The organism is Endozoicomonas sp. (genome assembly GCF_051008435.1).
Taxonomy (GTDB): Bacteria; Pseudomonadota; Gammaproteobacteria; order Pseudomonadales; family Endozoicomonadaceae; genus Endozoicomonas_A.
In genome coordinates this window covers 1-25,561 of the sequence record NZ_JBPCXO010000156.1, presented here as the reverse complement: position 1 = coordinate 25,561, position 25,561 = coordinate 1, and the positions used below count along the sequence as shown (strand labels likewise).

At 47.5% G+C, this 25,561-nt stretch carries 24 protein-coding genes; 13 read left to right on the top strand and 11 right to left on the bottom strand.

The annotated features are described in order from the left end of the window. Positions 1 to 4 precede the first annotated feature (4 nt). Both dut and coaBC read right to left on the bottom strand, forming a co-directional pair. Positions 5 to 460, bottom strand: coding sequence for a dUTP diphosphatase (gene dut / locus ACR2PX_RS07715; RefSeq protein WP_433998774.1), 456 nt, complete (start codon positions 458 to 460; stop codon positions 5 to 7). After that, on the bottom strand, positions 457 to 1,701 hold the full coding sequence (coaBC, locus tag ACR2PX_RS07710; protein WP_433998773.1) for a bifunctional phosphopantothenoylcysteine decarboxylase/phosphopantothenate--cysteine ligase CoaBC: 1,245 nt from the start codon (positions 1,699 to 1,701) through the stop codon (positions 457 to 459). Before coaBC ends, dut begins: the two co-directional genes overlap by 4 nt. Positions 1,702 to 1,792: 91 nt before the next feature. On the opposite strand from coaBC, the gene radC reads away from it, so the two are divergent. The 6 genes from radC (at position 1,793) to yegQ (ending at position 7,142) form a co-directional block, all read left to right on the top strand. Further along, a complete protein-coding gene (gene radC, locus ACR2PX_RS07705) occupies positions 1,793 to 2,488 on the top strand; it encodes a RadC family protein (protein WP_433998772.1) in 696 nt (231 codons plus the stop codon). A gap of 540 nt (positions 2,489 to 3,028) precedes the next feature. Beyond that, a complete protein-coding gene (gene rpmB, locus ACR2PX_RS07700; protein WP_433998771.1) occupies positions 3,029 to 3,265 on the top strand; it encodes a 50S ribosomal protein L28 in 237 nt (78 codons plus the stop codon). A gap of 20 nt (positions 3,266 to 3,285) precedes the next feature. Further along, entirely contained in the window at positions 3,286 to 3,453 is a 168-nt protein-coding gene (rpmG, locus tag ACR2PX_RS07695) for a 50S ribosomal protein L33 (RefSeq protein ID WP_034834535.1), read from the top strand. 348 nt (positions 3,454 to 3,801) lie between these two features. After that, entirely contained in the window at positions 3,802 to 5,076 is a 1,275-nt protein-coding gene (locus ACR2PX_RS07690) for an AAA family ATPase (RefSeq protein WP_433998770.1), read from the top strand. Beyond that, entirely contained in the window at positions 5,073 to 5,585 is a 513-nt protein-coding gene (locus ACR2PX_RS07685) for a hypothetical protein (protein WP_433998769.1), read from the top strand. Before ACR2PX_RS07690 ends, ACR2PX_RS07685 begins: the two co-directional genes overlap by 4 nt. A gap of 225 nt (positions 5,586 to 5,810) precedes the next feature. After that, positions 5,811 to 7,142, top strand: coding sequence for a tRNA 5-hydroxyuridine modification protein YegQ (gene yegQ, locus ACR2PX_RS07680; protein ID WP_433998768.1), 1,332 nt, complete (start codon positions 5,811 to 5,813; stop codon positions 7,140 to 7,142). 89 nt (positions 7,143 to 7,231) lie between these two features. On the opposite strand, the gene ACR2PX_RS07675 is transcribed toward yegQ, so the two are convergent. Continuing rightward, the gene (locus ACR2PX_RS07675) at positions 7,232 to 7,402 is read right to left on the bottom strand and encodes a hypothetical protein (RefSeq protein ID WP_433998767.1); all 171 of its coding nucleotides are present in this window, start codon (positions 7,400 to 7,402) and stop codon (positions 7,232 to 7,234) included. Positions 7,403 to 7,469: 67 nt separating this feature from the next. Continuing rightward, positions 7,470 to 8,099 (bottom strand): hypothetical protein, encoded by a 630-nt coding sequence (locus ACR2PX_RS07670; protein WP_433998766.1) that lies wholly within the window; start codon positions 8,097 to 8,099, stop codon positions 7,470 to 7,472. Positions 8,100 to 8,460: 361 nt separating this feature from the next. Between ACR2PX_RS07670 and ACR2PX_RS07665 the strand changes: the two genes are divergently transcribed. Beyond that, positions 8,461 to 9,123: a DUF47 family protein gene (locus ACR2PX_RS07665; protein WP_433998765.1), complete on the top strand. Its 663-nt coding sequence runs from the start codon at positions 8,461 to 8,463 to the stop codon at positions 9,121 to 9,123. Positions 9,124 to 9,145: 22 nt separating this feature from the next. Here the strand turns inward: ACR2PX_RS07665 and ACR2PX_RS07660 are convergent, their stop codons facing one another. From ACR2PX_RS07660 to ACR2PX_RS07650, 3 genes are all read right to left on the bottom strand, one after another. Beyond that, on the bottom strand, positions 9,146 to 9,577 hold the full coding sequence (locus tag ACR2PX_RS07660; protein ID WP_433998764.1) for an H-NS family histone-like protein: 432 nt from the start codon (positions 9,575 to 9,577) through the stop codon (positions 9,146 to 9,148). Between the two features lie 50 nt (positions 9,578 to 9,627). Next, entirely contained in the window at positions 9,628 to 10,296 is a 669-nt protein-coding gene (locus ACR2PX_RS07655) for an epoxyqueuosine reductase QueH (protein WP_433998763.1), read from the bottom strand. A 308-nt stretch (positions 10,297 to 10,604) separates the two neighbouring features. After that, positions 10,605 to 10,799, bottom strand: coding sequence for a hypothetical protein (locus ACR2PX_RS07650; protein WP_433998762.1), 195 nt, complete (start codon positions 10,797 to 10,799; stop codon positions 10,605 to 10,607). Positions 10,800 to 11,075: 276 nt separating this feature from the next. On the opposite strand from ACR2PX_RS07650, the gene ACR2PX_RS07645 reads away from it, so the two are divergent. Next, entirely contained in the window at positions 11,076 to 12,911 is a 1,836-nt protein-coding gene (locus ACR2PX_RS07645) for a Na/Pi cotransporter family protein (protein WP_433998761.1), read from the top strand. A 19-nt stretch (positions 12,912 to 12,930) separates the two neighbouring features. Here ACR2PX_RS07645 and ppx read toward each other — a convergent pair whose 3' ends face one another. Beyond that, positions 12,931 to 14,553: an exopolyphosphatase gene (gene ppx / locus ACR2PX_RS07640; protein WP_433998760.1), complete on the bottom strand. Its 1,623-nt coding sequence runs from the start codon at positions 14,551 to 14,553 to the stop codon at positions 12,931 to 12,933. Positions 14,554 to 14,918: 365 nt separating this feature from the next. On the opposite strand from ppx, the gene trxA reads away from it, so the two are divergent. The 5 genes from trxA to ACR2PX_RS07615 all read left to right on the top strand — a co-directional run bounded on the left by trxA (position 14,919) and on the right by ACR2PX_RS07615 (position 20,437). Further along, positions 14,919 to 15,242 carry a thioredoxin TrxA gene (trxA, locus tag ACR2PX_RS07635; RefSeq protein ID WP_062264585.1) on the top strand — a complete coding sequence of 108 codons (324 nt, stop codon included), beginning with the start codon at positions 14,919 to 14,921 and terminating at the stop codon, positions 15,240 to 15,242. A 600-nt stretch (positions 15,243 to 15,842) separates the two neighbouring features. Continuing rightward, on the top strand, positions 15,843 to 17,102 hold the full coding sequence (gene rho, locus ACR2PX_RS07630; protein ID WP_433998759.1) for a transcription termination factor Rho: 1,260 nt from the start codon (positions 15,843 to 15,845) through the stop codon (positions 17,100 to 17,102). Positions 17,103 to 17,225: 123 nt separating this feature from the next. Then, a complete protein-coding gene (ubiD, locus tag ACR2PX_RS07625; RefSeq protein ID WP_433998758.1) occupies positions 17,226 to 18,692 on the top strand; it encodes a 4-hydroxy-3-polyprenylbenzoate decarboxylase in 1,467 nt (488 codons plus the stop codon). Between the two features lie 185 nt (positions 18,693 to 18,877). Then, complete coding sequence (locus ACR2PX_RS07620) at positions 18,878 to 19,612, top strand: NAD(P)H-flavin reductase (RefSeq protein ID WP_433998757.1); 735 nt, start codon at positions 18,878 to 18,880, stop codon at positions 19,610 to 19,612. A gap of 174 nt (positions 19,613 to 19,786) precedes the next feature. After that, positions 19,787 to 20,437, top strand: coding sequence for a TetR/AcrR family transcriptional regulator (locus tag ACR2PX_RS07615; RefSeq protein ID WP_433998756.1), 651 nt, complete (start codon positions 19,787 to 19,789; stop codon positions 20,435 to 20,437). A gap of 104 nt (positions 20,438 to 20,541) precedes the next feature. Here ACR2PX_RS07615 and parC read toward each other — a convergent pair whose 3' ends face one another. The 3 genes from parC to ACR2PX_RS07600 form a co-directional block, all read right to left on the bottom strand. Continuing rightward, positions 20,542 to 22,815 (bottom strand): DNA topoisomerase IV subunit A, encoded by a 2,274-nt coding sequence (parC, locus tag ACR2PX_RS07610; RefSeq protein WP_433998755.1) that lies wholly within the window; start codon positions 22,813 to 22,815, stop codon positions 20,542 to 20,544. A gap of 86 nt (positions 22,816 to 22,901) precedes the next feature. After that, positions 22,902 to 23,597 carry an endonuclease gene (locus tag ACR2PX_RS07605; RefSeq protein ID WP_433998754.1) on the bottom strand — a complete coding sequence of 232 codons (696 nt, stop codon included), beginning with the start codon at positions 23,595 to 23,597 and terminating at the stop codon, positions 22,902 to 22,904. Positions 23,598 to 23,649: 52 nt separating this feature from the next. Then, entirely contained in the window at positions 23,650 to 25,320 is a 1,671-nt protein-coding gene (locus ACR2PX_RS07600; protein ID WP_433998753.1) for a hypothetical protein, read from the bottom strand. Between the last annotated feature and the right edge of the window lie 241 nt (positions 25,321 to 25,561).

Below are 25,561 nucleotides of genomic sequence, written 5' to 3'. Positions count from 1 at the left end.
AGGCTTATTGTGTACCAGAGTGTCCAAAGCCGCCCGCACCACGGTCGGTTTGATCAAAACTGTCCACAATGTCCAGCTTCGCCTGAACGATCGGTACCAGAACCAGCTGGGCAATACGTTCACCCGGTTCAATGGTGAAGGTAGAACGGCCACGGTTCCAGCAGGAAACCATCAACTGTCCCTGATAGTCAGAATCAATCAGTCCCACCAGATTACCCAGAACGATACCGTGTTTATGGCCCAGTCCGGAGCGGGGGAGAATCATCGCAGCCAGAGAAGAGTCTTCAATATGAATCGCCATACCCGTCGGCAGCAACTCAGTCTGACCTGGCTCCAGAGTCAGGGACTTTTCCAGCATAGCTCTGAGATCAATACCCGCAGAACCATCCGTCGCATAGGCTGGCAGTGGGAATTCAGAGCCCAGGCGTGCATCAAGAATTCGGGTTTTCAGTGCTTTCATTCTTCACCTAAAGTGTTTTCCTGCTCTCTTTTCCATTTGCGGAAACGATGCGCAACAATTTTCAAAATTTTCCTCGACAGAACTTTCTTGGAAGCTCTTGGCATAGGCTCTTCAAAATCTTCACCCAGAACAGTCACTTCGTTATTGTCACTGCTGAAACCAATATCGCCGTCCGATACATCGTTGGCAACAATCAGGTTCAATTTCTTGCGACGCAGCTTGTCCGCTGCATAGCCCAGTACATTCTGGGTTTCAGCCGCAAAACCAATAACAAAAGGACGCTCATCCAGTTCAGATACCGATGAAATGATATCCGGGTTCTTGACCAGCCTGATCTCCAGAGTTTCAGAGGGATTATCTGGATTCTTCTTGATCTTGTCTTTCTGGATTTCAACGGGACGATAATCGCAGACCGCCGCACAACCAATAAAGATATCAACCCCTTCCATGTTTTCCAGGACAGCCTGATGCATATCCCGGGCGCTGATGACATCGATACGCTCAACCCGATCAGGCGTTTCCAGTGCAACCGGGCCACTGATCAGTTTCACTGATGCCCCGGACTCCATAGCAGCTGTTGCCAGTGCATAGGCCATTTTTCCGGAGCTATGGTTTGAGATAAACCTCACTGGATCCAGCGCTTCCTGAGTAGGCCCTGCAGTGATCAGAATGTTCAGGCCGCTCAACAGATCATGCACAAACATTTCAGCGGTGTGCTGTGCGATCAGCTCAGGATCCAGCATTCTGCCCGGACCTACGTCTCCGCATGCCTGACTGCCATCAGAAGGGCCGAAGATACGAACGCTACGCTCTTTCAACAGTTCAACGTTCTGTTGTGTTGTCTGATCTCGCCACATTCCCTGATTCATGGCAGGTGCCAGACAAATCGGAGCACTGGTAGCCAGACACAGGGTCGTCAGCAGATCGTCCGCCTGACCGCTTGTCAGCCGGGCCATAAAATCAGCCGTCGCCGGAGCCACCAGCACCACATCAGCCCAGCGTGCCAGTTCAATATGGCCCATACCCGCTTCTGCCTTGGCATCCAGCAGATCCATGTGGACCGGGTTGTGGGAAAGAGCCTGAAGAGTCAGAGGCGTGATGAACTCACAGGCAGCCTTGGTCATGACTACCCGAACATCCGCATCCAATTTGCGAAGTATGCGGATCAACTCAGCACTCTTGTAGGCAGCAATGCCACCTGTCACGCCGAGTAAAATCCGTTTATTTCTTAAACGTTGCATGGATTGCCTTGAAGATAATGATTCAGGGAATTTTCTGGGTTTTATTGTGTCTGATATGACGCCAACTTAACAGTCGGATCCTTCACACCTTATGAATAACCACGCCCGCAGCCTTGCCATCCATGAGCTTCCTGAAGAGGAGCGACCCAGAGAAAAGCTGCTCTCCCAAGGTCCCGCAGCACTGAGTGATGCAGAACTATTGGCAATTCTCCTTCGCACTGGCTACAAAGGGACCCACGTTCTGACGTTGGCTAATCACTTGATTCAGCACTTTCAGTCACTGGATGGCTTGCTCTCTGCGTCACCCTCTCAATTAAAAGCATTAAAAGGGCTTGGCAATGCCAAAGCCACAGAGCTCAGTGCCATTCTCGAAATCTGCCAGAGGGTACTTTCTGAAAAACTGTCTGAGCAAAGTACCATTAACAGCCCTGAAGCCACCCGTCGTTATCTCCAACTGCACTTTCGCGGAAGTCAGAGAGAAGCATTTGCCTGCCTTTTCCTGGACACCCGGCACCGGGTTCTGGCTCTGGAAACCTTGTTTCAGGGCACTCTGGATGCTACCCCGGTCTACCCCAGAGAGATCGTTAAAAGGGCCTTGGAGCTCAACGCAGCAGCGGTTATAGCCAGCCACAACCATCCATCTGGCGACCCACAACCCAGTCAGGCCGACATAAGAATCACCGAAACGCTCAAGAAAGCATTAGCGCTGCTGGATATCAGACTGCTGGATCACATTATCATTGGCAAAGGTGAAACTGTCTCTCTGGTTGAGCAGGGTCTGATGTAGTCCAAGGCAAAAAAAAACTCTACAAGGCTTTCTACAACATAAATACGTGATAATCGGACACCCTGAAGTCACAAATATCGATGTTTACCACTACAGATTCTTTTCAAATCAGTGGATAATCCAGCTCGCGACTCTTGCAGGACTTTCTCTTTCAGTTTTGCAGGAGCCTGACCGAGAATAGCGCCCGAGAATAAAGTTCAGTAGAACGAGGCTGTTTTCTCGATGGATTTGTGCGAATAGTTAATCTATTTAAGCAAATTCATCGAGAAAATAGGCCGTTCTTTCTGGATTTCAGGCTGGGCCGTCTATTCTCTGCCAGGCTCCAAGAGCCAGTCAGGACAAGGCTTTCGAGCCACCAGACGGAAAACGCCTACAGCACCCAACTTGCACCAAAGCCTTGACTTTGATATAAAGCGCGGTCTTTGTAATGGGTAGCTGCTGAGAGTTCTGACTCTAAACCTTGGGCAGACCTGCCCGAAAACGAACAACGGAATCCTCCGGCCTCATGGCTGGGTTTTTTTGGTTTGAGAGGCCACCACTATGTCCAAAGTTTGTCAGGTTACCGGCAAGCGCCCGGTTTCTGGGAATAACGTTTCCCACGCGCACAACAAGACCAAGCGTCGTTTCGTGCCTAATCTGCACCACAAGCGTTTCTGGGTAGAGAGCGAGAAGCGTTTCGTTCGCATGCGTGTATCCGCTAAAGGCATGCGCATCATCGACAAGAAAGGTATCGACACCGTTCTGGCCGAACTGCGTGCTAACGGTCAAAAAATCTAAGATAGCGGGAGCAACAAGTCATGGCTAAAGGTATTCGTGAAAAGATCAAGCTGGTTTCATCTGCTGGCACTGGTCACTACTACACCACGACCAAAAACAAGCGTAACACCCCAGATAAGCTGGTGTTCAAAAAGTACGACCCTGTTGTACGCAAGCACGTTGAGTACAAAGAGTACAAGATCAAGTAAGATCTTGAGCTTTTTCTGGCCCGATGCTCTATCGGGCCCGCTCTTCCTTTCTTCTTTACAACCACTTCTGCAATAATTTTCTGAACGATCATATAAATTCAGTTGCTAAATAAACACATGTCTTTTTATTGGCCTGGAAAAAGATTGAGAGAGCTCAGTAGTATATCTACGTCCTGATTTTATATAATCTGCAACTACCCTTGCTGGGATTGTCTATTTTGGAGCAGGTTAAGCGATCATAAAGCCACTATTCACTCCAAACGTTCCAATACTTAATATCTGGAGAAGTGCCGAGCAACAAAGATAAGACAACCTTTCACCGAGCAGATTACGTAAACGGTAGCCCTAATGATAAAAGAAATCCGAGTAGAAGACTGGAAGAGCTTCGAAGACTCGACCTTGTATATAGACCCCCTCACAGTTTTGATCGGAACCAATGCTAGTGGCAAATCCAATGTACTGGATGCATTACTGTTTCTGAACCTCAGTGCTTCAGGTATGCCTTTGAATGTTATTCTGAAGGGTGATAGTAATTTCCCAGGGTTGCGTGGTAGCACTGACTGGGTATGTCGCTCAGGAACAAAGCAGTTTGTTCTAGAAGTAAAGGTCTCCGGCAGTAATGAGCTCATTGACTATATTTATAAGCTTGAAGTCAATGTTGAGGGCTTGCCACAAATTGCATCAGAAAGCTTGAGACGGCTGAAATACAGGCCTCGAGCTCAGACAGTCTCTTCAGATATATCGCTATTCAGAACCGATGATTGTGCACTTGATGCACCAGCTATTACCGCTCGTCTATACAATAGAAAACAAGGTAAACCAAGACCCTCCGCGAGACAATCAACAATTTTGAGTCAGCTACACCCAGAGGCTTTCTCCAAAAACCTGAGTAAAGATATAACAGAAGGAATTGAAGCCGTTATCGCTGCATTAAAAGGCATTTTTATACTTGACCCAATCCCCTCTCATATGAGGGATTATGTCCCCTTATCAAAAGATCTAGATAGCGATGCAGCCAATATGGCAGGGATTATTGCAGCTCTGGATGAGCAGCAGAAACAGCAAATTGAAGATACGCTAACAAAGCATGTCAGCTTATTGCCAGAAAAAGATATTGGTCGGATATACTCGGAAACTGTTGGCCGGTTCAACTCTGACGCCATGTTATATTGTGATGAGCTATGGGGAGACAAAAAGATTTCTGTTGATGCCAGAGGTATGTCAGATGGCACATTGAGGTTTTTAGCCATACTTGTTGCCCTACTGACTCGCCCAGAGCACAGCCTTCTGGTAGTAGAAGAAATTGATAACGGCCTTCATCCTTCACGATCCAATGTTCTTTTGAGCGTTTTGAAGTCTATCGGGAAACAACGTCATATTGATATTCTGGTTACCACGCACAATCCAGCATTATTAGATAGCTTAGGTCCGGAAATGACACCTTTTATCACGATAAGTCATCGTGATAATGAAATGGGACACAGTCGTCTGACCCTATTGGAAGATTTATCAAAACTCCCAAAATTACTAGCTTCAGGTCCTGTTGGCACTCTTTCAAGTCAGGGGAAACTGGAACAAGCCCTTCATCAAGAACAACAATCCGGGGGAATCAGTCAGCAATGAGCAGTAAAGTCATAATTTTTGATACATCTGTACTATGTTGCTGGCTTCAGGTACCAGGTAAAGACACCTGCGGTCCAGAAAGTGATCGTTGGAACTTTAAACGCATAGAACAAAAAATTTCAGAAGAATTAGAAGCTGGTAGTACATTTGTATTACCCTTGGCCACCATTATGGAAACTGGTAATCACATTGCCTTTGCACCCGGTGATAAATACTCCTTGGCTCAAAGCTTATCGCAATATATTCGGAAAGCTGCTACCGATACAGACCCTTGGGCAGCATTTGGACATCAAGCGGAGCTCTGGAGGGCAGAAAAGCTGATAAAACTGGCTGAAAGCTGGCCAGAGCTCGCAGTTCAAGGGTTAGGTATTGGGGATACAACGATAAAAGATGTCGCTGATTATTATGCGAGCACTAGCGCTATAGAAGTAGAAATCTTAACTGGAGACAAAGGGCTAAAAAGCTATCAGCCTACTAGCCAAGTCCCAAAACCAAGAAGAAGACGCTGATAGAAATAAGGTCGACGAAAACTATTCCTTCGACCTATTCATTGTGACGATTTACTCTCACTTATCCACTTAAGCTCGTTATAGCGACACTAACTACTTAGGGTTACTGTTAACTGCACTCTGAAAACCATTCCCCCCCACCCTTCACAAACTGCTTATTTTCTAAAGTATTCACCCTGATATAATGCGCGCCCCTGCATAGATAACAGAGCGTCATCAGTCACTATGAAACCGGAACTCCTCTCCCCTGCCGGAACCATAAAAAACATGCGTTATGCCTTCGCTTACGGTGCTGACGCAGTTTATGCAGGACAACCTCGTTACAGCCTGAGAGTGCGTAACAACGACTTCAAAAATGAAAACCTGCAAAAAGGCATTGATGAAGCACACGCCCTGGGCAAAAAGTTTTACCTCGCCAGTAATATTGCCCCTCACAACACCAAGGTAAAAACCTATCTGAGGGATATGGAGCCGGTCATTGCCATGAAGCCGGACGCGCTGATTATGTCGGATCCTGGTCTGATCATGATGGTTCGGGATGCCTTCCCGGACATTCCCGTACATTTGTCGGTTCAGGCTAATGTGGTGAACTTTGTAACGGCTAAATTCTGGGCAAAGCAGGGCGTGGAGAGAATCATTCTTTCTCGTGAGCTGTCCCTGGAAGAAATTCAGGAAATTCGCGAAGAATGCCCTGAAATGGAGTTGGAAGTCTTTGTTCACGGCTCTCTGTGCATCGCCTACTCAGGACGCTGTCTGTTATCCGGATACATCAATAAGAGAGACCCCAATCAGGGCACCTGCACCAATGCCTGCCGCTGGAACTACCAGGCTCATGAGGCCAAGGAAACCGACAGCGGTGATGTGGTTCCTGTCAGCTCAGGCTCCCATGAGCCAACAATCGTTCAACCGACTCTGGGAGAGGGTCAGCCATCAGACCAGATTGTTCTGTTGCAGGAAGAGGGGAGACCCGAACAGTACATGCCAGCTTTTGAAGACAAGCATGGCACCTACATCATGAACTCAAAAGATCTCAGGGCTGTTCAGCATGTACACCGTCTTACGGGGATGGGGATTCACTCTCTGAAAATCGAAGGTCGAACCAAATCTTTCTATTATGTCGCCAGAACCGCACAGGTTTACCGTAAAACCATTGACGATGCAGCAGCTGGTTTACCCTTCGATATGAATGCAATGGACACTTTGGAAAGCCTTGCCAACCGGGGTTACACCGAAGGTTTTTATCGTCGCCACGTGCACGATGAATATCAGAATTATGAAACAGGTAATTCTCGGGGTTCAAAGCAGCAATTTGTGGGTGAGATTCTCGACAATGATGGCAAACAAATCACCATCGATGTCAAAAACCGTTTTGAAACAGGTGACACTCTGGAGCTGATGACACCAGCAGGCAATGTTGCTTTCAATCTCGATCATATCGAAAACAAACGCGGTGAATCTGTTTCTGCAGCGCCGGGTTCTGGTCATGTCGTCAAGATCCCTCTGCCCGAAGGTATTGAGCCTGACGAAATGTCTTTGCTGGTTCGTAATCTGCCCTGATTATAAATAGCCTCTAGGCACTGCCAACAAGTCAGTGCCTAGGCCTCTGAATCAGGACTCAATGGCCTTTCTCCTTCTTCTCTCAAAAGTTATTCTTTGACGGTATGCATTAACTTTTTGATCAGATCCACACCCCGGGTGTTTCTTCTTGCTTTCTGCCCCACCTTTCTCAACATCGACCCCAGAAGTTCGGAATCACTTGCCATTCTTGAGAAGTTCTCTTCGATGACCTCTGCTCGATCATCATCATCGCTACCCACTAATAAATCATGCTTGATGTCGTCTTCGTAGGTGTCTTTAATAAGCTCGTAGATACTGTCACTGTATTTAGAATAAAAGTCCCCAAACTGAGCTACCTCTTTTTAGAAACTCATTCGCTACAACCTTAAAATCTTCACCACAGGCCTCAACCAGCATTGGTGATGTTTTGATAAAATCTCTGGCTGTATACTTGTCAGTAACAACCTGAACGAATTTTTCTTTTGCCTCGGGCCATTGCAAAGAGAGTGTTTTTTCCAATAAATATTGATAACAGGTATGCGCTGGAGCCCAATAGGTGAAACCGGCCAGCTTTTGATCTATTTCTTCCTGGATGTAGGTTGCTTTGACGTATTCAATGAGTTCACACAAATCTTCTGCGCTGGTGTGGCTCAAATAACTGTTGATGTCCTGATCAAAATTATCGTTGGCCAGAGCTTCCTCAATCACTTTCTGGGACTTTTCAAAACGCTTCTGTTTACGCTCCTGTGATCGCTCTTCTTCCCTGACCTCAACTTCAGGAGCAAATTTAACTCGCCTGGCTGGCTTGGCTACAGTCTCCGCAGTATTTTCAGCTATTGGCTCAGGAGTAAGCTCACGAGGCACTGGTTGATCAATCACCGCTTCAATCTCAACCTCTTCCTGTCCATGGTTACTCTCACTCCGGCTTTCCTGGGACTGGCGATGACGACGAATCACTTCCTGAGCACTGGCTACAGAAATACGGTTCCTTCCTTAGAGGAATGTCCAAAGTCTCTCTCAAGAATCGAACAGCATTTAGTGCTGGCTCTGACTCTGAAGACTGAAATTTCTTGGCTACGCTTCCCTTTTTCAGAAGCAGCGGGTACAGAGTCTGTCATCAGGAGGTTATTGGGAGAGGAGGGCAATGCCAGTATTTGAGTTATCAAATCATTGGATAATGGTTGCATGATTCATTCCCTGAAACGCATTTGCATTGAATTTACTTCAAAGTATAGGGTTCTCCTGAGACTGAGCTCATCTGCATCTCATTTCTTTTCAACCAACTATCGCATTCCTCTGCCTGGCCGATAATGGCCTTATGGATCTAGAAACCTTTGCCAGCCTGTTCACAGGCTCACCGTTCAAACCGTTGCTACGACATCGCAATGCCGTGCTGGATGGACTTTTACACCTCAACCGGCAGATTCAAAGCCTTAGCTCTGAACAAATGCAGGCTCCCGCCAGCACCCCCTGGATCAAAGAACTCCCTCATCAGCTTGAACTGCTGGAGCAGGAAGTACTTTCCCGACTGCAAAGGCCTTCACTGACGGCTCAGCCCAAAGAAGTGGTCATAGACGTACTGCAAACTCAAAGCCAGCTGGCTCATCAGATATTTCGACTTTCTGAACGACTAAGTTACCGCCCCCTTCGATTACCGGCAGAAATGATTGTTCCACTGAACAATCTTACCCGGCAGTTTGGCAAAACCGTGTATCAATTAAGGCAGGGGGTCATTGAATTAGATGAGCTCAGTCAGGGCGGATTCAGAAAGCAGCACAGCAAATCTCAAACTTGCGTCAGACAAAGCCTGGCAAGCTCTGTAGATGAGCTCAGAAAGATCAGCCATGAAATCAGGGAACAAACCTGTCAGATGGAAAGTGAAATAGATCCGGTCGATGTCGCCCTGCTGTTTCTGATTCTGGACGACATCAGTGACTTGTCATTATGGATGCGCTCTCTGATCACTCATTTGCAAGCCTGACAAGACTCACCGGACGACACTGCTACTCGTCATCAACAATGCAATCAATCCGCTTCTTACTGGTGCGATCGAGATAGTCCTGGAACTCTTTGGGCAAGCGTCCCGTTGTTGAGCCATACCAGCGCACTGTATCGCCGGAATGGGTCTGATACTCAAAATTATGCTTGGAGACATTTCTCTTTCGTTTGCCTTCCTTGCCCATCTCCTGCAAAAGATTCAAATCAGACATTGAAAGGCCTTTGGCCTCCATGGCTTTCTTGATTTCTTCTACACTCTGAAGCTTCTCTTTTCTTTTCAGATCTTCGACTTCTTTTTCCTGATTTTTTTCTTCCAGAACCTCATTTAGCCGGTTAATGATACGCTCCATCTCATCCATACCAACATCTTTGAAAAGAGAACGGATTCTGGTTTTACTACCCAGACGGTGCAGAAGTTCATCAAATATATTCATCATCAGACCTCAATGTATCACACAAATGCCGTTAGCCCGTGTAAAGGAGCTATTCAGCTTTCACCATAAAACTTGATAAGTCGTTTAATTCTCGTACGTCCCTGGCTCATCCGCCAACGGTTGGTATCTCTCAAGCTATACACACAACCGCAATATTCCTGCTGATAAAAGCTTTCCTCTTTGGAAAGCTCAATCATTCTTGATGCGCCACCCTGCTTGCGCCAATTAAAAGTCCAGTAAATGACATCAGGGTAGCGACTGGCAGCCTCAACACCACAGTGATTGATTTGCTCAAGATTCTTCCACCGGGAAATACCCAGTGTACTGGAAATAAGATTGAATCCATGTTCAAAAGCATACAACGCCGTTCTCTCAAACCTCATCGAAAAGCAAATCGAACATCGCTCTCCACGCTCCGGCTCATTCTCAAATCCCTTGACCCGCTGAAACCAGTTTTCTGTATCATAGTCGGCATCAATAAATTTGATGTCATTTTTTTCACAGTAACGTTTGTTCTCTTTTTTCCTTAACTCATATTCTTCCACTGGATGAATATTAGGATTATAAAAAAATACGGTCTGCTCAATACCCGACGCTTTTATGGCACTCATGATTTCACAGGCACAGGGAGCACAACAAGAGTGCAATAAAATGCTCCTCGAGCCATTGGGAGACTCCAGCACAGGCCTCTGGTAATTATCTGAGGAATAGGGGGAATTCATGAACACGGATACCTGAATTCAATCACGATGACTCAGTTAAATAGTAAACTCGTCTGTTGAGAAATGATTTTTTCTTATATCGGAGAATTAACTAAGAAAGAATTGATTTGTTTTTTGATCACAGATGACTATTTAAAGCCATAAATCTCTGTTTTTGTCGACCTGATGGCGGGGTATTGAATAAACAGAAAGTGATAAGATGGAGCGAGCTAAAATTGATCTATTGGGTCGCTAATCTAAGCCTTAATCAATAACAAAGACCCGCCACACGCAGGTCATCATATCGTCACGTATTTCAGCCCATCCGCTCATTGCTTAAGACGCTGTCTTTCAGAAAACTCAGCAATCGGGCTAGAGGCAAGAGTTCCAATCAGGTCTTTGGCAAAATATTCCCTGACCTCGCCACTGTCCATCAGCACCTTGACCCGACCATTTCGCAGGCATTGATATAATCGTCCCTGCTCACAGGTAATTCGATCCTTAACTATCAGATTTCCGGCCATCTTCTTAACCTTCTCACTAAACAACCCTGAACGAAGTTCCCTGTCATGAAACTTGCCGTTACTGCTCTTTGAATGCTTTGCGTCCCTGTGACGTAAAAAGCTTTCAACAAACGAGGTTATTCCACTCTGCTGATCAAGCAGCTAAACCTCAGGAACCCATATTATCGGGCCTTATTCCTGACTCTTTAGTGACAGTTTCACTACAGATAAATTAATTGAAAAGTCCGGACAAACACGCCGATAACGACGGTAATAAAGTCACTTTTCGGAATGCTCATGAGCTTTCAATCAGGCATGCTAAGCCGGCTTTTTTTACCTTCCATCATCTTGATGCTGATCTACGGTTTCTGGGTCAGCCCCGAGTTTCGCGTGATAGCAGCCGGCGTTGCTATATTTTTGTTTGGTATGGTTTACCTGGAACAAGGCTTCAAGGTTTATACCGGCGGGCTTCTAGAAACCCTGTTGAAGAAAACAACTGATAAGGTCTGGAAAAGCCTGTCCTTTGGCGTAATTTCTACCGCTTTCCTACAGTCCAGTTCTCTGGTTTCAGTCATTGTTATTTCTTTCCTCAGTGCCGGGCTGATCGGACTGACTGCCGGTGTGGGTATTATTTTTGGCGCTAACCTCGGCAGTACTGCAGGTGCCTGGCTAGTTGCTTTATTTGGATTGAAAGTAAAGTTGTCGGCTTACGCCATGCCTTTGCTCGTGATAGGACTGATTTTTAAATCGAGCGGACACAAAAATCTTAATGGCCTGGGCTACATCCTTTTAGGAATAGGTTTTCTATTCCTTGGTATCCACTACATGAAGGTCGGCTTCGATGCCTTCAAGAGCTCCATTGATCTGGCTGAATTTGCCATGCAGGGTTTTCTGGGGGTTCTGGTATACACCGGGATAGGCATGCTGGCCACAATCATTATGCAATCTACCAACGCAACAATGGTTTTGACCTTCTCTGCCCTTGCCGCTGGCCAGCTCAGCTATGAGAACGCACTGGCGCTGGCTATTGGCTCAAACATTGGTACGACCATTACGGCCATCCTGGGTGCCATCAGTGCCAATGCTGAAGGAAAGAGGCTGGCCGCTGCCCACCTCACTTTCAATATCATCACAGCCGCCATAGCTATAGCGGCAATCAAACCCCTGATGGGAACCGTTGATTATCTGGCTGCAGCCTATGGTATTGCTGCGGACAACTACACCCTGAAACTGGCTATCTTTCACAGCCTGTTCAACATTATTGGCATTTTGACGCTATTACCGTTCCTCAATAAAATGGTGCGCTGGCTGCAGACGCTCTTTGTTGATAGCACACCACAAGTTCCATTAAATCTTGCTGAAGATGAATCTCTCAAGGTAGAGAGAGCCATTTACCTGAACCCGGTGACTTTGAGTTATCCTGATACTGCCTTGAGAGCCATCACCAAGGAATGTGGCCACCTCTATCGAAATACTCTGGAATTGATTTGCTATGGCATCTATCTCAGCGGTGAAAAGCTTCGTGAGTCTGACAATCTGGATGAGTTGGTACAGACCTGGCGGAGAGAAGATCAACCCTGGACCATCAAAGAGCTCTATATTCGCCACATCAAAGGCATCTATGCCGATATTATTCAATACTCTGGTGCACTGGAAGGCCAGCTGCCAAAGCAACAGGCTCAGGAGTTGTTTGCCCTGAAAGTAGCCTGTCGAGATTTCGTTCAGGCCATCAAGCATGTCAAACACATCTATAAAAATATGGGTAAATACACAGACTCTGAGAATGAGCAGATTCGAGAGCAATACAACCAATTGAGGCTTTGCCTGGCTTCAGTGCTCAAACTGGTTGACATTCTTGGTGTTCGACGCAACTACAGTCATATCCAAGAACATGCCGACCAACTAAAAAAAGAACTCAGAGAAAGAGACAAACAGACTAACGAGACTCTGAACGAACTGATTCGCTCTGGACAGGTCGACCCATTTGTTGCCAGCTCTCTATTGAACGACAGCGCGCATGTTCATGACGCCTGCACCAGCCTGATTGATGGGGCTGTCATTATGCTCACAAGAGACAGGGAAGAGTACCAGGAGTTTGATATGTCTTCTGACCAGCAAAAAGCCGCAGCCTGAAACTGCGGCTCTTTCACAATCAGCTCACATTCAATTTAAAGCCGACCTTATGGAGATACATTTTCTCGCGTTCAAAGTCGGCTGCAGTCAGCGGATGCTCTTTAAGCCAGCCTGGCTCGAAACCGACATTCAAGGCGCTGTTGCCGGCCTTCAAATCATAATCCGATAGAACTACACCTCGAATATGATTGAGCACAATTCCCATGCGAAGCAGCACTGCCAGCTTCAGCAGGAGTCGGCTGCCTGAATGCTCAAGCAAGGCTTTTGGAATCCCTCTGCGATGACCTTGTACCAGCAAGGCCAACTTTTTTTGCCGCTCTTTATTGAACCCCATCAAATCCGAATGCTGAATCAGGTAGGCTCCATGGCGGTTGTACTGGGAGTGAGAAATATCCAGGCCCACCTCACACACCAGCGAAGCCCAGTTCAGCAGTTCACGGTCCGAAGTCCCAAGCCCCCAGCTCTGGCTTACCTGATCAAAACAGGCCAGAGAATGCCGGTTAATTCCTTCAGCATTGGCGCGATCTACGTGATACCGCTCCATCAATGCCGATATTGTGCGCCCCCTGACATCCTCATGACGATCACGCCCCAGCATGTCGTAGAGAACACCTTCCCTGAGAGCACCCTCTGAATACTGCATCCTCTCAATTTCAAATGCGTCAAAACACGCCATCAATATGGCCAGCCCGGCAGGAAAAATAGCCTGACGATCCGGTTTCAAGCCAGGAAAGCGAACTCTGCCGGTATGGGCGAAATCCAGCACCCGGCTTTTAAGCATTTCCATTTTATCGCGGGTAATGACTTCTCCATGGCCCATCGCTGAAAGAATGGTACTGACTGCCCGGATAGAGCCAGAGGAGCCCACAGCATCAACCCAACCAAGACTTTTGTAGGCCTGCTCAATATTCAGCAGCTCCAGGCGCGCAGCATAGTAAGCGGACTGGAAACGCTCTGTTGAAAGCTCACCGCTTGGAAAAAACCGGTCGGTATAGGCCACACAGCCCATATGAAGACTCTCAAGCAACTTGGGCTCGAAGCGTTCACCCACGATCAGCTCAGTACTGCCCCCACCAATATCCACCACTACTCTGCGATCATTGTCGTCTGACTGAGTCTGCGCCACCCCAAGGTAGATCAGACGGGCTTCTTCCCGGCCAGCAATAATTTCAATGGGGTGATTAAGGATTTTCTCTGCTTTTGCAACAAAATCAGTACTGTTTTTGGCTTTTCGAAGAGCATTAGTTCCCACGACCCTCAGCGCCTGAAAGTGCCTCCCTGACATGTACTGGGCAAACTGTGCCAGACAATTCAGCCCTCTGGTCATAGCCTGCTCAGATAAACAATCATCTTTACTCAGCCCGGCAGCTAACTGCACTTTCTCTCCCAGCCGCTCAACGGGCCTGATTTCGCCCTGTTCCACCCTGGCGACAATCATGTGAAAGCTGTTGGAACCCAGATCAATAGCGGCCACAAGTGGCTGGCTGTCGGACTCAATACGACCCTGGTCTGTCATAATGTTCTTCTTCGACACTTCCGCAGCCCGGACAGTCCAGGGATACTTTCTAATCTCTGGATCCGGTGAGCCGACGGTTGGTTGAATGATCAGGCCACGACCATACAATGACTTTTTGTCATGCATATCATGGCGTTGAAGCTTGCATAAACCAGCAATATAACAGAAGGCTCTGATTACGGCACATTTACTGTCAGCCGGGAAGCCTTTCTTAAAGCCCTCGTGCCCGCGCCTTAGCAGAGAATTCATGGCCGGGAGTAAGACATTTTTTCAAGCTTTTGGTGATGAAAAGTCAACCAGTGTATACAAGCGAAGAGTCATGAATTTACGAGCAGTGGAATCTGATTCAGGCTATCAGCCGTATACAAATAACCATAACTCTGTAAACTACCACTTATTATTAAATCAGAGTGCCGCATTTGTTTCCGGGGATACCCCTTTGCTATGATTCGGGCTCTGACATTAAGCAAAATGGCTAGGAGACCCATTCCATGAGCGAAATTGTCAATGTGACAGACGCTACCTTCGAAGAGGACGTGCTGAAGGCAGAAGGTCCTGTACTGGTCGACTATTGGGCTGAATGGTGTGGTCCCTGCAAAATGATCGCACCCGTCCTGGATGAAATCGCACAGGACTACGACGGCAAGCTGAAAATCTGCAAACTGAATATTGATGACAACGAAGCTACGCCTCCAAAGTATGGCGTTCGTGGCATCCCAACCCTGATGCTGTTCAAGGGCGGTAACGTTGAAGCCACTAAAGTGGGCGCACTGTCCAAGTCTCAGTTGACAGCATTTCTTGACAGCAACCTGTAATAGAACCAATCTTCTTGCTTCAGAAGCATCAGAGGCTTTCTGGTACTCCTGCTCAAAAGGCAGCCTGAAGGATCAGAAATCAGCCGGATGATCAATCGTCATCCGGCCTGCTTCCAGATGCTGCTGTTACCCTACAAGAAACAGTCTGAATAATCTGGCGTCCATCAAACTGCACAAAAAGAAGTTGATGGAATCCAAGCCACAGGCAAAAGAACCCTGTTCTTGTCTGTGTTTCTATGGGAAATATTTCTCAAGAAAAAGCTTCTGAAAAGTTGACGTAACAGGAGTTCTTGATTATTTTCCAGAAAAGGATATAGACTGTGAATTCGGGAGTTATCAGATCTGCTTGTTTCAGGCATACTATTAGAGATATTCCTGGAGCCCTAGCGGCCCTTCTGATAAGCAGTAGAAAACACTCCGGCCACGTTTGTTTTGAGCTTGCCTTTTCGATTTATAGGTATCAGCTTGAAAGCCGTTTTTAATGAGCTTAAGCAGGCATCGATATTAAACGATGCTGAATATAATAATCTCAATAATATCCGATCTTCCTGCAACTACGACGGCCATTACCTTTCAATTTATTAACGTTCGCGAACTGTTATGCATCTTACCGAACTGAAAAAAAAATCTGTTCCTGAACTTCTGGCGATCGCTAATGAAATGGGCCTGGAAAATCTGGCCCGTTCCCGGAAGCAGGATGTTATCTTCTCAATCCTCAAGCGCCATGCCCGCAGTGGGGAAGACATCTATGGCGACGGTGTTCTTGAGATCCTCCAGGATGGCTTCGGCTTCCTGCGTTCTGCCGACAGTTCTTATCTGGCGGGACCGGATGATATTTATGTTTCACCCAGTCAGATTCGTCGATTCAATCTGAGAACCGGTGATAGCATTGCGGGTAAAATCCGACCACCTAAAGAAGGTGAACGTTATTTCGCACTGCTAAAAGTTAATGAAATTAACTTTGATCAGCCGGAAAACGCCCGTAATAAGATCCTGTTTGAAAACCTTACTCCATTGTTTCCTCAGAACCGCCTGATTATGGAAATGGGTAACGGTTCTACAGAAGATTTAACAGGCCGTATTATCGACCTGGTGGCTCCAATCGGTAAAGGTCAGCGTGGCCTGATTGTTTCTCCACCCAAGGCTGGTAAAACCCTGATGCTGCAAAATATTGCAGCTAACATCACCCGTAACAACCCTGAATGTCACCTCATTGTTCTGTTGATTGATGAACGTCCTGAGGAAGTGACAGAAATGTCCCGCTCTGTGCGTGGTGAAGTGGTCGCTTCTACCTTTGACGAACCACCATCACGTCACGTACAGGTGGCTGAGATGGTTCTGGAAAAAGCCAAGCGTCTGGTTGAACACAAGAAAGACGTGGTGATCCTGCTGGACTCCATTACCCGTCTGGCTCGTGCTTATAACACGGTCATCCCTTCATCCGGTAAAGTTCTGACCGGTGGTGTTGATGCACACGCTCTGGAGCGACCCAAGCGTTTCTTTGGTGCTGCCCGTAACATCGAAGAAGGCGGCAGCCTGACCATCATAGCTACCGCTCTGGTAGACACCGGTTCCAAGATGGACGAAGTTATCTTCGAGGAATTCAAAGGTACCGGTAACATGGAACTTAACCTTGATCGTCGCATTGCTGAAAAACGTGTCTTCCCTGCCATCAACTTCAACCGGTCCGGTACACGTCGTGAAGACTACCTGACCACAGAAGAAGAGCTGCAACGCATGTGGATTCTGCGCAAGATTCTGCACCCAATGGACGAAATTAGTGCCATTGAGTTCCTGCTGGATCGCATGAAGCACACCAAGACCAATGAAGAATTCTTCCAGGCTATGAAACGGAAGTAATCTGAAAGCTTGCCGGACTTAAAACAATTTCGGCAGGCTCCAGGCGTTCTTCGTTGAACAGGGGATGCAGCTACCAGCTCATCCCCATCCTCTCTCTATCACCAGCCTCAGCTATTACTTCCAATGAAATACAGGGACCTCCGGGACTTCATCAAGCTGCTGGAAAAGCAGGGTGAACTCGTCAGGATCAAGACTGAAGTCGATCCGTATCTAGAAATGACCGAAATCAGTGACCGTACCCTTCGCAAGAAAGGACCTGCACTGCTATTCGAAAACCCAAAAGGCTATGACATGCCGGTGTTAGCCAATCTGTTTGGCACAGAACGCCGGGTTGCTCTGGGTATGGGGCAGGATAATGTCAGTGCACTTAAGGAGGTAGGCCAGCTACTGGCTTATCTGAAGGAGCCCGATCCACCCAAGGGTTTCCGTGATGCCCTGACAAAACTGCCTGTTTTCAAACAAGTGTTGAATATGGGGCCCAAAGTTGTCAGCAAGGCTGTCTGTCAGGAAGTGGTTCTGAAGGGTGATGAGATAGATCTGAACCGAATTCCTATTCAAACCTGCTGGCCAGGCGATGCTGCGCCTCTGATCACCTGGCCATTGGTCATCACCAAAGGGCCCGAGAAAGAGCGGCAGAACCTGGGCATCTACCGCCAACAGCTGATTGGTAAAAACAAACTGATCATGCGCTGGCTTTCCCACCGGGGCGGTGCCCTGGACTTTCGGGACTGGCAACAGAAACACCCGGACAAACCTTTCCCGGTCACTGTGGCTCTGGGTGCCGATCCAGCCACTATTTTAGGTGCTGTCACCCCGGTTCCGGACAGCCTTTCAGAGTACGCCTTTGCCGGCCTGCTCAGAGGCAGCAAAACCGAGCTGGTTAAAAGTATGACTAATGACCTCCAGGCTCCTGCCAGTGCTGAGATTGTTCTGGAAGGGCATATCTATCCGGGAGAGATGGCCGATGAAGGCCCGTTTGGTGACCACACCGGTTATTACAACGAAGTTGAGCGCTTCCCGGTCTTCACCGTGGAATGCATCACTCACAGAAAAGATCCCATATACCATAGTACCTACACAGGCAGACCACCTGATGAGCCTGCCATTCTGGGTGTTGCCCTGAATGAGGTTTTCATTCCGATTCTGAAAAAGCAGTTTCCGGAAATAGTCGACTTTTACCTGCCACCGGAAGGGTGTTCTTACCGGATGGCCGTTGTCACCATGCGTAAGGAATACCCTGGTCATGCCAAGAGGGTTATGCTCGGTGTTTGGTCATTCCTCAGACAGTTCATGTACACCAAGTTCGTGATTGTCACTGATGACGATGTGAATGCCAGAGACTGGAATGATGTCATTTGGGCTATGACCACGCGCATGGATCCCAAGCGAGACTGCGTGTTCGTTGAAAACACCCCGATCGATTATCTGGACTTTGCCTCTCCCGTAGCCGGTCTTGGCTCCAAGGTCGGCTTTGATGCCACCAACAAATGGCCTGGAGAAACCGACAGGGAATGGGGTCAGACCATCACCATGACAGAAGAAGTAAAAGACCGGGTTGATGCACTCTGGGATGAATTGGGTATAGACTAAAACGATTCCAACGCTTGATAGCCACCTGATTGCTCAGGAGCCTGTCGGATTTAACGGGATTCAGGCCGAATTGTCTTGAGTCCCACAGGCTCCTAAAATTAGTGGATACAAAGTTGCTTTTTTATCGCAATCAGCAGGGACTTTAGATCGTTCCTGTTGATTGTGACTTCCAGGAGGTAGGCATTGTGCAGATACCCGAATCTTCCACCCTACAATGCTCAGTAGCCGATACCCAATTTCTCAGTTCAGACATCTACCGAGTTAAATTAAGCATTGAATCAGGCTGCTTTCCAGACTATTGCCCCGGCCAGTATCTGATTGTTCATCTCCAGAATAATGAAAACAGCTGCTTTTCTATTGCCTCTGCTCCAAAAAAGAACCAGCAACATCTGGAGCTGCATATTCAACGCCTTAAAGACAGCCCCAACTCCCAACAACTGTTTCAGGAAATCAAACAGGGTTCACTGAATATCAGTTTGCCTTCAGGGCGATGCTGTCTTCCTGCTTCGATTGATAGCCATCAGCCCCTTCTGTTTATTGCTGCTGGCACTGGCTTTTCCCAAATGAAAAGCATGATTGAGTCTTGCCTGCACAATCAACATAACGGAGAGATGCATCTCTACTGGGGGGCTCGAACCCCGGCCGACTTCTACCTGCCAAACCTTCCAGTGCAGTGGGCTGGCAAGGGGCTTCACTATCATCCAGTGGTCAGTGAAGCCAACCATGAAGACGACTGGTGTGGGCGCCACGGGTTACTCTATGAAGCCATTCTGGCTGACCGTGAAAAACTGCTTGACTGCCAAGCCTATATCAGTGGCTCACCAAGAATGGTCTATACGACATATGACGCAATGATTGAAAACGGATTCCCGGAAAAAAGCCTGTACTCTGACGTTTTTGACTACGCACCCAGAAAATAACGTCTCGTAAAATCTCGCTATCCTTATGAATTTCAAATAAAAATCCTGACTATTTGGCAGAAAAATAAATAACCATTGTCGTAATTTAATTATTTGCAGCGAATGGCAATTGCGCAACTCTTGTCTATATTCATAGTCGATAGTCATAACACCTAATCAATATACGGAGATTTTATGCAATCTTCCGCTGCCAAGCTTCAGCAGACGGCCGTGAAGAGCAGCCGTGTGCGCCAGAAGAACATCCAGGTCATACTGCAAGCTGCGGAGGACGAATTCGTTCTTAGTGGCTTCAAAGGGGCTTCAATCAGGGATATTGCAAACAGAGCCGGATTGCCAAAAGCCAATGTTCATTATTATTTCAACAGCAAGGTTGATCTTTATAGCGCAGTACTCAGCCATATTATGGAACTCTGGGAAGCGGTTTTTTCTGGCTTGAACAAAGAAGATGATCCGGCTTCGGCCTTTCGTCAGTACATTCAGGCAAAAATGCAGTATTGCCTGGCACACGCCAATGCCTCGCGTATTTTCAGCAGTGAGATCATTCATGGAGGGCAACACCTCAAAGAACACTTTGAACACTTCAAGGCATGGATCAGAGAGAAGTCTCTGGTGATTGAGTCTTGGGTAGAGCAGGGCAAAATGGACCCTGTCGATCCTTTGCACCTGTTATTCACTATCTGGGCCACCACCCAGTATTATGTAGATTACAGCCCCCAGGTAGCCTGTGTCCTTGGCAAGGAGGCTCTATCGGAAGAGGATCTTGAGGCTGCAACAGAGCATCTGTGCAACCTCATCATCAAGGGCTGTGGCATCCGAAACAGCTGATCACACAGCTTTTCGGTCCAATGAACCATTATGGGTTTTTAACTGCCGTCAGGAGCTCCCGGCTATAAAAACCCTGTGGTTACGGTCATTGGATAGCCCATTCTTCAAACTTGACTCTCTTCTTTCTCGCCCGCCCGAATAACCTCAACTTCATCAACTTTCTGGAAGCCTCGGGGCAACTTGTTACCTCTTCGACCCCTTTCGCCGTGATAATGTTCAATGTCAGCGGGTTTCAACGTCACATGACGCTTGCCTGCGTAAAGAACCAGCGAGTCCTTTGAACTCATCACTGACAGATGAACCATCAACTCGATCCGGTCAGATGCCCGTGCTGCTGGGATATTGATGATTTTATTCCCCTTGCCTCTCGCCAGTTTGGGCAATTCAGACAGTGGAAAGACCAGCATTCGACCTTCATTGGTGATCGCTGCCAGTACCTGGTCTTCACCGATCACTGGTATGGGCGACATAACCTGAGAATACTTTGGCAGGGTCAACAGAGCCTTACCGGCCTTGTTCTTGCTGACCATATCGGAATGCTGAACAACAAACCCGTAGCCCGCATCACTGGCCAGCAGATAACAGTCATTACTGTCACCGACACAAAGCCCTTCAAAAGTCGCACCGGAAGGTGGATTCACTCGTCCGGTGAGCGGCTCTCCCTGACCCCGTGCAGAAGGCAAGGTATGAGTTTGTATAGAATAAGCACGACCTGTGGAGTCTATAAAGATAGAAGACTGGTTACTCTTGCCTTTGGCAGAGAGTCGATACTTGTCTCCTGCCTTGTAGTTCAGGCTAACTGGATCAACTTCATGGCCTTTGGCGCAACGCACCCAGCCTTTTTCAGACAATACTATGCTGACCGGGTCAGATGTCATCAGATCAGTTTCAGAAAGAGCCTGAGCTTCCTGCCGTACCATCAAAGGTGAACGACGATCATCGCCAAACTCCTCGGCATCCGCTTTGATTTCTTTCTTGACCAGAGTCTTCAGGCGTCGTTCGGAACTAAGCAGCAATTCAAGATTCTTGCGCTCATCTTCCAGCTCTTCCTGCTCAGCGCGGATCTTGATCTCTTCCAGCTTGGCTAACTGCCGCAGCTTGATTTCCAGAATCGCGTCCGCTTGAATCTCAGAGAGCCCAAATCGACTCATTATGACTTCTTTGGGCTTGTCTTCATTGCGGATAATTTCAATGACTTCATCAATATTCAGGAATGCGGCCAGCAATCCCTCAAGAATGTGAAGCCTGGCCAGCACTTTATCCAAACGATGCTGCAAACGGCGGCGAACAGTATCGGTTCTCCAGATCAGCCACTCATTCAGCATGGTTTCCAGAGATTTAACCTGAGGTTTGCCGTCTACACCGATCATATTCATATTGACCCGGTAGGTCTTCTCAAGATCAGTAGTGGCAAACAGATGCTTCATCAAACCATCAACATCAATGCGGTTGGAGCGCGGAACAATCACCAGTCGAGTAGGATTCTCATGATCAGACTCATCCCTCAGGTCAGCCACCATTGGTAGCTTTTTAGCCTGCATCTGAGCGGCAACCTGCTCAAGAATTTTGGCCCCGGAAGCCTGATAGGGCAGAGCAGTGACAATGATCTCCGCGCCGTCTTTCTGGTAGACCGCTCTCATTCTCAGGGAGCCCCGACCCTGCTCATAGATTTTCAGGATTTCTTCCCGAGGGGTAATGATTTCAGCGTCTGTCGGGAAGTCAGGTCCCTGAACATGTTTTACCAGTTCAGCGGTACTTGAGCCTGGATGATCCAAAAGATGAATGCAGGCGTTTGCCACTTCTCTCAGATTATGGGGAGGGATATCCGTCGCCATACCTACTGCAATACCGGTAGTACCGTTCAGCAGTAGATTTGGCAGTCTGGCTGGCAGAGTGGAGGGCTCCTCCAGTGTTCCGTCAAAGTTAGGCACCCAATCCACGGTGCCCTGTCCCAGTTCACCCAGCAGTACATCAGAATAACGGGTCAGTCTGGATTCGGTATAACGCATGGCCGCAAAAGACTTGGGATCATCCGGAGATCCCCAGTTCCCCTGACCATCCACCAGCGGATACCGGTATGAGAAGGGCTGTGCCATCAATACCATGGCTTCGTAACAAGCTGAGTCGCCGTGGGGATGAAATTTACCCAGAACATCACCCACAGTACGGGCTGACTTTTTAAACTTGGCGGTGTTTTTCAACCCCAGCTCGCTCATCGCATAGACAATGCGACGCTGTACGGGCTTCAGGCCATCGCCAATATGGGGCAGGGCGCGATCCAGAATGACATACATGGAATAATTCAGGTATGCACTTTCTGTATAGGCTCTCAGTGACTGACGTTCTATTCCATCATCGCCGATGAAGGTCTGTTCCATTCTCAATAAACCTTGGGAGCTTTAAAAGTGAGCTAATCGGAATATGATAATACTCAGACTGCCGATAGGACAGTCGAATACGATATTTACCCTCTCGACTGCCTTGCAACATAAGGGTTTGACCAGCCCTGAACCTCAGAAATCCGGGCATTTCGTTCAATTTCCCACGATGTTGCTGGATAAACTCGATCCCAGGCTTCATAGAGTTTTCTCTGACTTTTACTGAGCCTGAAAGGGTAACGATCTGCCATATACAAATAAATGCGGGCTATCTGGCCTCGCTGTGTCACCGGTGGTTGTGCTTTTCGCTCCTTGAAATTGACTTTGAAGTCGCACTGACCGTACATATTGGGTGTCTCTTGAAGGAAACCAAAGCGGTAGTTGGCTCGATCACCATTCACTTCACCGACCGCCGGCACCAGATTATGGAGATCCGATTCCATTCTGCGAAAGTCGGGGTTCTTTTTACAACGCTTTCGGCCTCCGTCCTGCCAACACTGCAGCTGATGGCCAAACTCCCAGGCCGGAACGACATGCTCCCACTCAATTCTTGAAGCTCGCTTTTTCTGTTTGCGAACCTCATAACCGCATGAATCGAGATCAGGCAACAGCTTCTTACCCTGTACTTTGATGTCGCATCCACAATAAAAGCTGGTGAGGTGATCGGCATAGATTTTCACCGCCTCCCGTTTAGCCTTGGAAAAACTGGCAGGCGCTGACCAGGCAGAAAAGGGCAGGGAAGCAAAGCAGACTAAAACCAATAAACGAGAAGCAATGGACACAAATCAGACCCGGACATAAAAGACTCAGGTCTGATTCTATTGAAAACTAGTTCTATAGTTCCATATATGTTTCAGGATTCAGTGACCGGATCGTCATCCAGATCAGTCTGTTGAGTAGTAACGCTATCATTATCTTGGCGAGAACGTCATCAGCCACTGAATCATCCACATACTGCCATAACTCATGCCCAGCCATGACTCTGTAAAAATCTGAAATCATGCTGCCAGCGGAGAAGTCCACCACCTTGGCTACCCCTATATTTCTTGCTGCGAACAGCATTTCCATATAAGCAGGCCATAAATCTCTGTATCCTCTTTTCATTAGAAACCCAACAAGATCTCGGGCAATTTGAATAGCAAAAGCCTCTGCCGTAAAAGTGCCTCTCTGCTCAGTCCCACCCACTTCCTCTATAGACACGGTGTAAGTAGGTGTACCAATCCCAAGTCGTGACTTAAATGCAGAAAGCACCTCAACCGTTTTCAGTTGTTCAGCCAAGACTTTCCCTATCAATTTGGGAATCTGCTGCCAATGTTGAGCCAAACCATCTCTGCTTATTCCATAAATAGGGCTCTCCGGTTGTGGAGTAATAGAACTCATCCTGACCAATTTGTATAACTGTTCCGACAGTTTAGAAAAGCGATCAAAGTCCTGATCAGCACTCCAACGCTCAGTCACCACTGCTCTAAGGTCAGCCGGTTTTTTGGCGACGACAGACGCCATTTTAGTGCTGTCTACCAGCTTGAATCCCCAGCCCCTGAAGGCACGGGTTCTTACCACAGTAGGAAGCTGGAGAAATCTGGGCCTTGTCTGAGCAGTTCGAATGAATACACCGTCTTCTGTGAGCCCAATTTCGTACTCACCGTCCATCAAAGGCTCACTGGATTGCCTGGAATCTGAAACACACTGCACAAACAAAAATCCCATACGATTTTTCAAGCGGCAGGTTTCTCCTTGAGGTATGGAAACCTCTTCCAAGCTCAACTCGTTAAATGTCCTGTCATTCTGATTATCCAGATAGACCGTATGCGTACTGATACTTCCCGCAGCATCAATGGAAAAGATCACCAGAAATCTTTGTCCGTTTTTCTTCTCCTCAAGCAATATCATGAAAGAAGGGGTGACATCTTCTCGATGGTGCATAACGGCATGATGCTCAACCGCTCCTGTCAAAGCATTGGAATATCGTCTTTCAAGCACTTTGGATGAAGCATCAAGGCGTCGAACATCCAACGTTTCTGGATTCAATGGAATATCAAGCACGCACTCTGTTGTCCCCGGACCTAAAGCTGTGACAGGGGTTGCCAGCAGATGAATATTCCTTGATACGCCATGAGTGTCTGAAAACCGATAGGAGTGCCCGGGCTTAATGCAAAGGTCTACGCCTTCTGCACTTTCTGTTTGCATCATTCCCTCTGAGCGAACACTGAAGCTTTCCGGATAAACCACTCTGAACCAGGAGGCTCGATCTACTTCAAGCAACACGGTCATATCCACTGGCTGGCCATCATCATTGATTGGCTCATCACTTTCTGACCCATTGTGTACTGGTATAAACTCACGGCCTGACAAGAGACGAGTGACCGTTTCATCCACAGGCCTTTTGTTAAAGATGATTGCAGGTTCTGGAGAGAAGCTAGAAAGAGGCTCGAATGCCCATAAGAACGGAGAAAACAGATTCAGGCAAGTGAGGAAAAACTTGAGCCGTGCCGTCTTGAACAACATGACTGACCTCATTTATTGGGCGACATAGCGAGTGTAGAACAGAAAAATTTTTCTATCCTACACATCTAAAACTTGGTTTTCCTGAGCAACCAGACAGCTAATAAAGCGATGAAGCGCCTAGGAGCCTGACCGAGAATAGGTTATTCAGATATCCAAAATCACAAAATGAGCAAAAAACATCCATATCTCCGACGTGATTTGCTCATTTTTACAGATTGGCAGCCTTTTACCGCCTTTATGC

Coding starts and splice junctions, on each gene's coding strand:
- trxA (WP_062264585.1), top strand. CDS start 14,919: ATGAGCGAAATTGTCAATGTGACAGACGCTACCTTCGAAGAGGACGTG.
- ACR2PX_RS07660 (WP_433998764.1), bottom strand. CDS start 9,577: ATGATGAATATATTTGATGAACTTCTGCACCGTCTGGGTAGTAAAACC.
- rpmG (WP_034834535.1), top strand. CDS start 3,286: ATGGCTAAAGGTATTCGTGAAAAGATCAAGCTGGTTTCATCTGCTGGC.
- ACR2PX_RS07655 (WP_433998763.1), bottom strand. CDS start 10,296: ATGAATTCCCCCTATTCCTCAGATAATTACCAGAGGCCTGTGCTGGAG.
- rho (WP_433998759.1), top strand. CDS start 15,843: ATGCATCTTACCGAACTGAAAAAAAAATCTGTTCCTGAACTTCTGGCG.
- ubiD (WP_433998758.1), top strand. CDS start 17,226: ATGAAATACAGGGACCTCCGGGACTTCATCAAGCTGCTGGAAAAGCAG.
- radC (WP_433998772.1), top strand. CDS start 1,793: ATGAATAACCACGCCCGCAGCCTTGCCATCCATGAGCTTCCTGAAGAG.
- rpmB (WP_433998771.1), top strand. CDS start 3,029: ATGTCCAAAGTTTGTCAGGTTACCGGCAAGCGCCCGGTTTCTGGGAAT.
- ppx (WP_433998760.1), bottom strand. CDS start 14,553: ATGCATGACAAAAAGTCATTGTATGGTCGTGGCCTGATCATTCAACCA.
- dut (WP_433998774.1), bottom strand. CDS start 460: ATGAAAGCACTGAAAACCCGAATTCTTGATGCACGCCTGGGCTCTGAA.
- ACR2PX_RS07645 (WP_433998761.1), top strand. CDS start 11,076: ATGAGCTTTCAATCAGGCATGCTAAGCCGGCTTTTTTTACCTTCCATC.
- ACR2PX_RS07690 (WP_433998770.1), top strand. CDS start 3,802: ATGATAAAAGAAATCCGAGTAGAAGACTGGAAGAGCTTCGAAGACTCG.
- ACR2PX_RS07600 (WP_433998753.1), bottom strand. CDS start 25,320: ATGTTGTTCAAGACGGCACGGCTCAAGTTTTTCCTCACTTGCCTGAAT.
- yegQ (WP_433998768.1), top strand. CDS start 5,811: ATGAAACCGGAACTCCTCTCCCCTGCCGGAACCATAAAAAACATGCGT.
- ACR2PX_RS07650 (WP_433998762.1), bottom strand. CDS start 10,799: ATGGCCGGAAATCTGATAGTTAAGGATCGAATTACCTGTGAGCAGGGA.
- ACR2PX_RS07665 (WP_433998765.1), top strand. CDS start 8,461: ATGGATCTAGAAACCTTTGCCAGCCTGTTCACAGGCTCACCGTTCAAA.
- ACR2PX_RS07685 (WP_433998769.1), top strand. CDS start 5,073: ATGAGCAGTAAAGTCATAATTTTTGATACATCTGTACTATGTTGCTGG.
- parC (WP_433998755.1), bottom strand. CDS start 22,815: ATGGAACAGACCTTCATCGGCGATGATGGAATAGAACGTCAGTCACTG.
- ACR2PX_RS07615 (WP_433998756.1), top strand. CDS start 19,787: ATGCAATCTTCCGCTGCCAAGCTTCAGCAGACGGCCGTGAAGAGCAGC.
- coaBC (WP_433998773.1), bottom strand. CDS start 1,701: ATGCAACGTTTAAGAAATAAACGGATTTTACTCGGCGTGACAGGTGGC.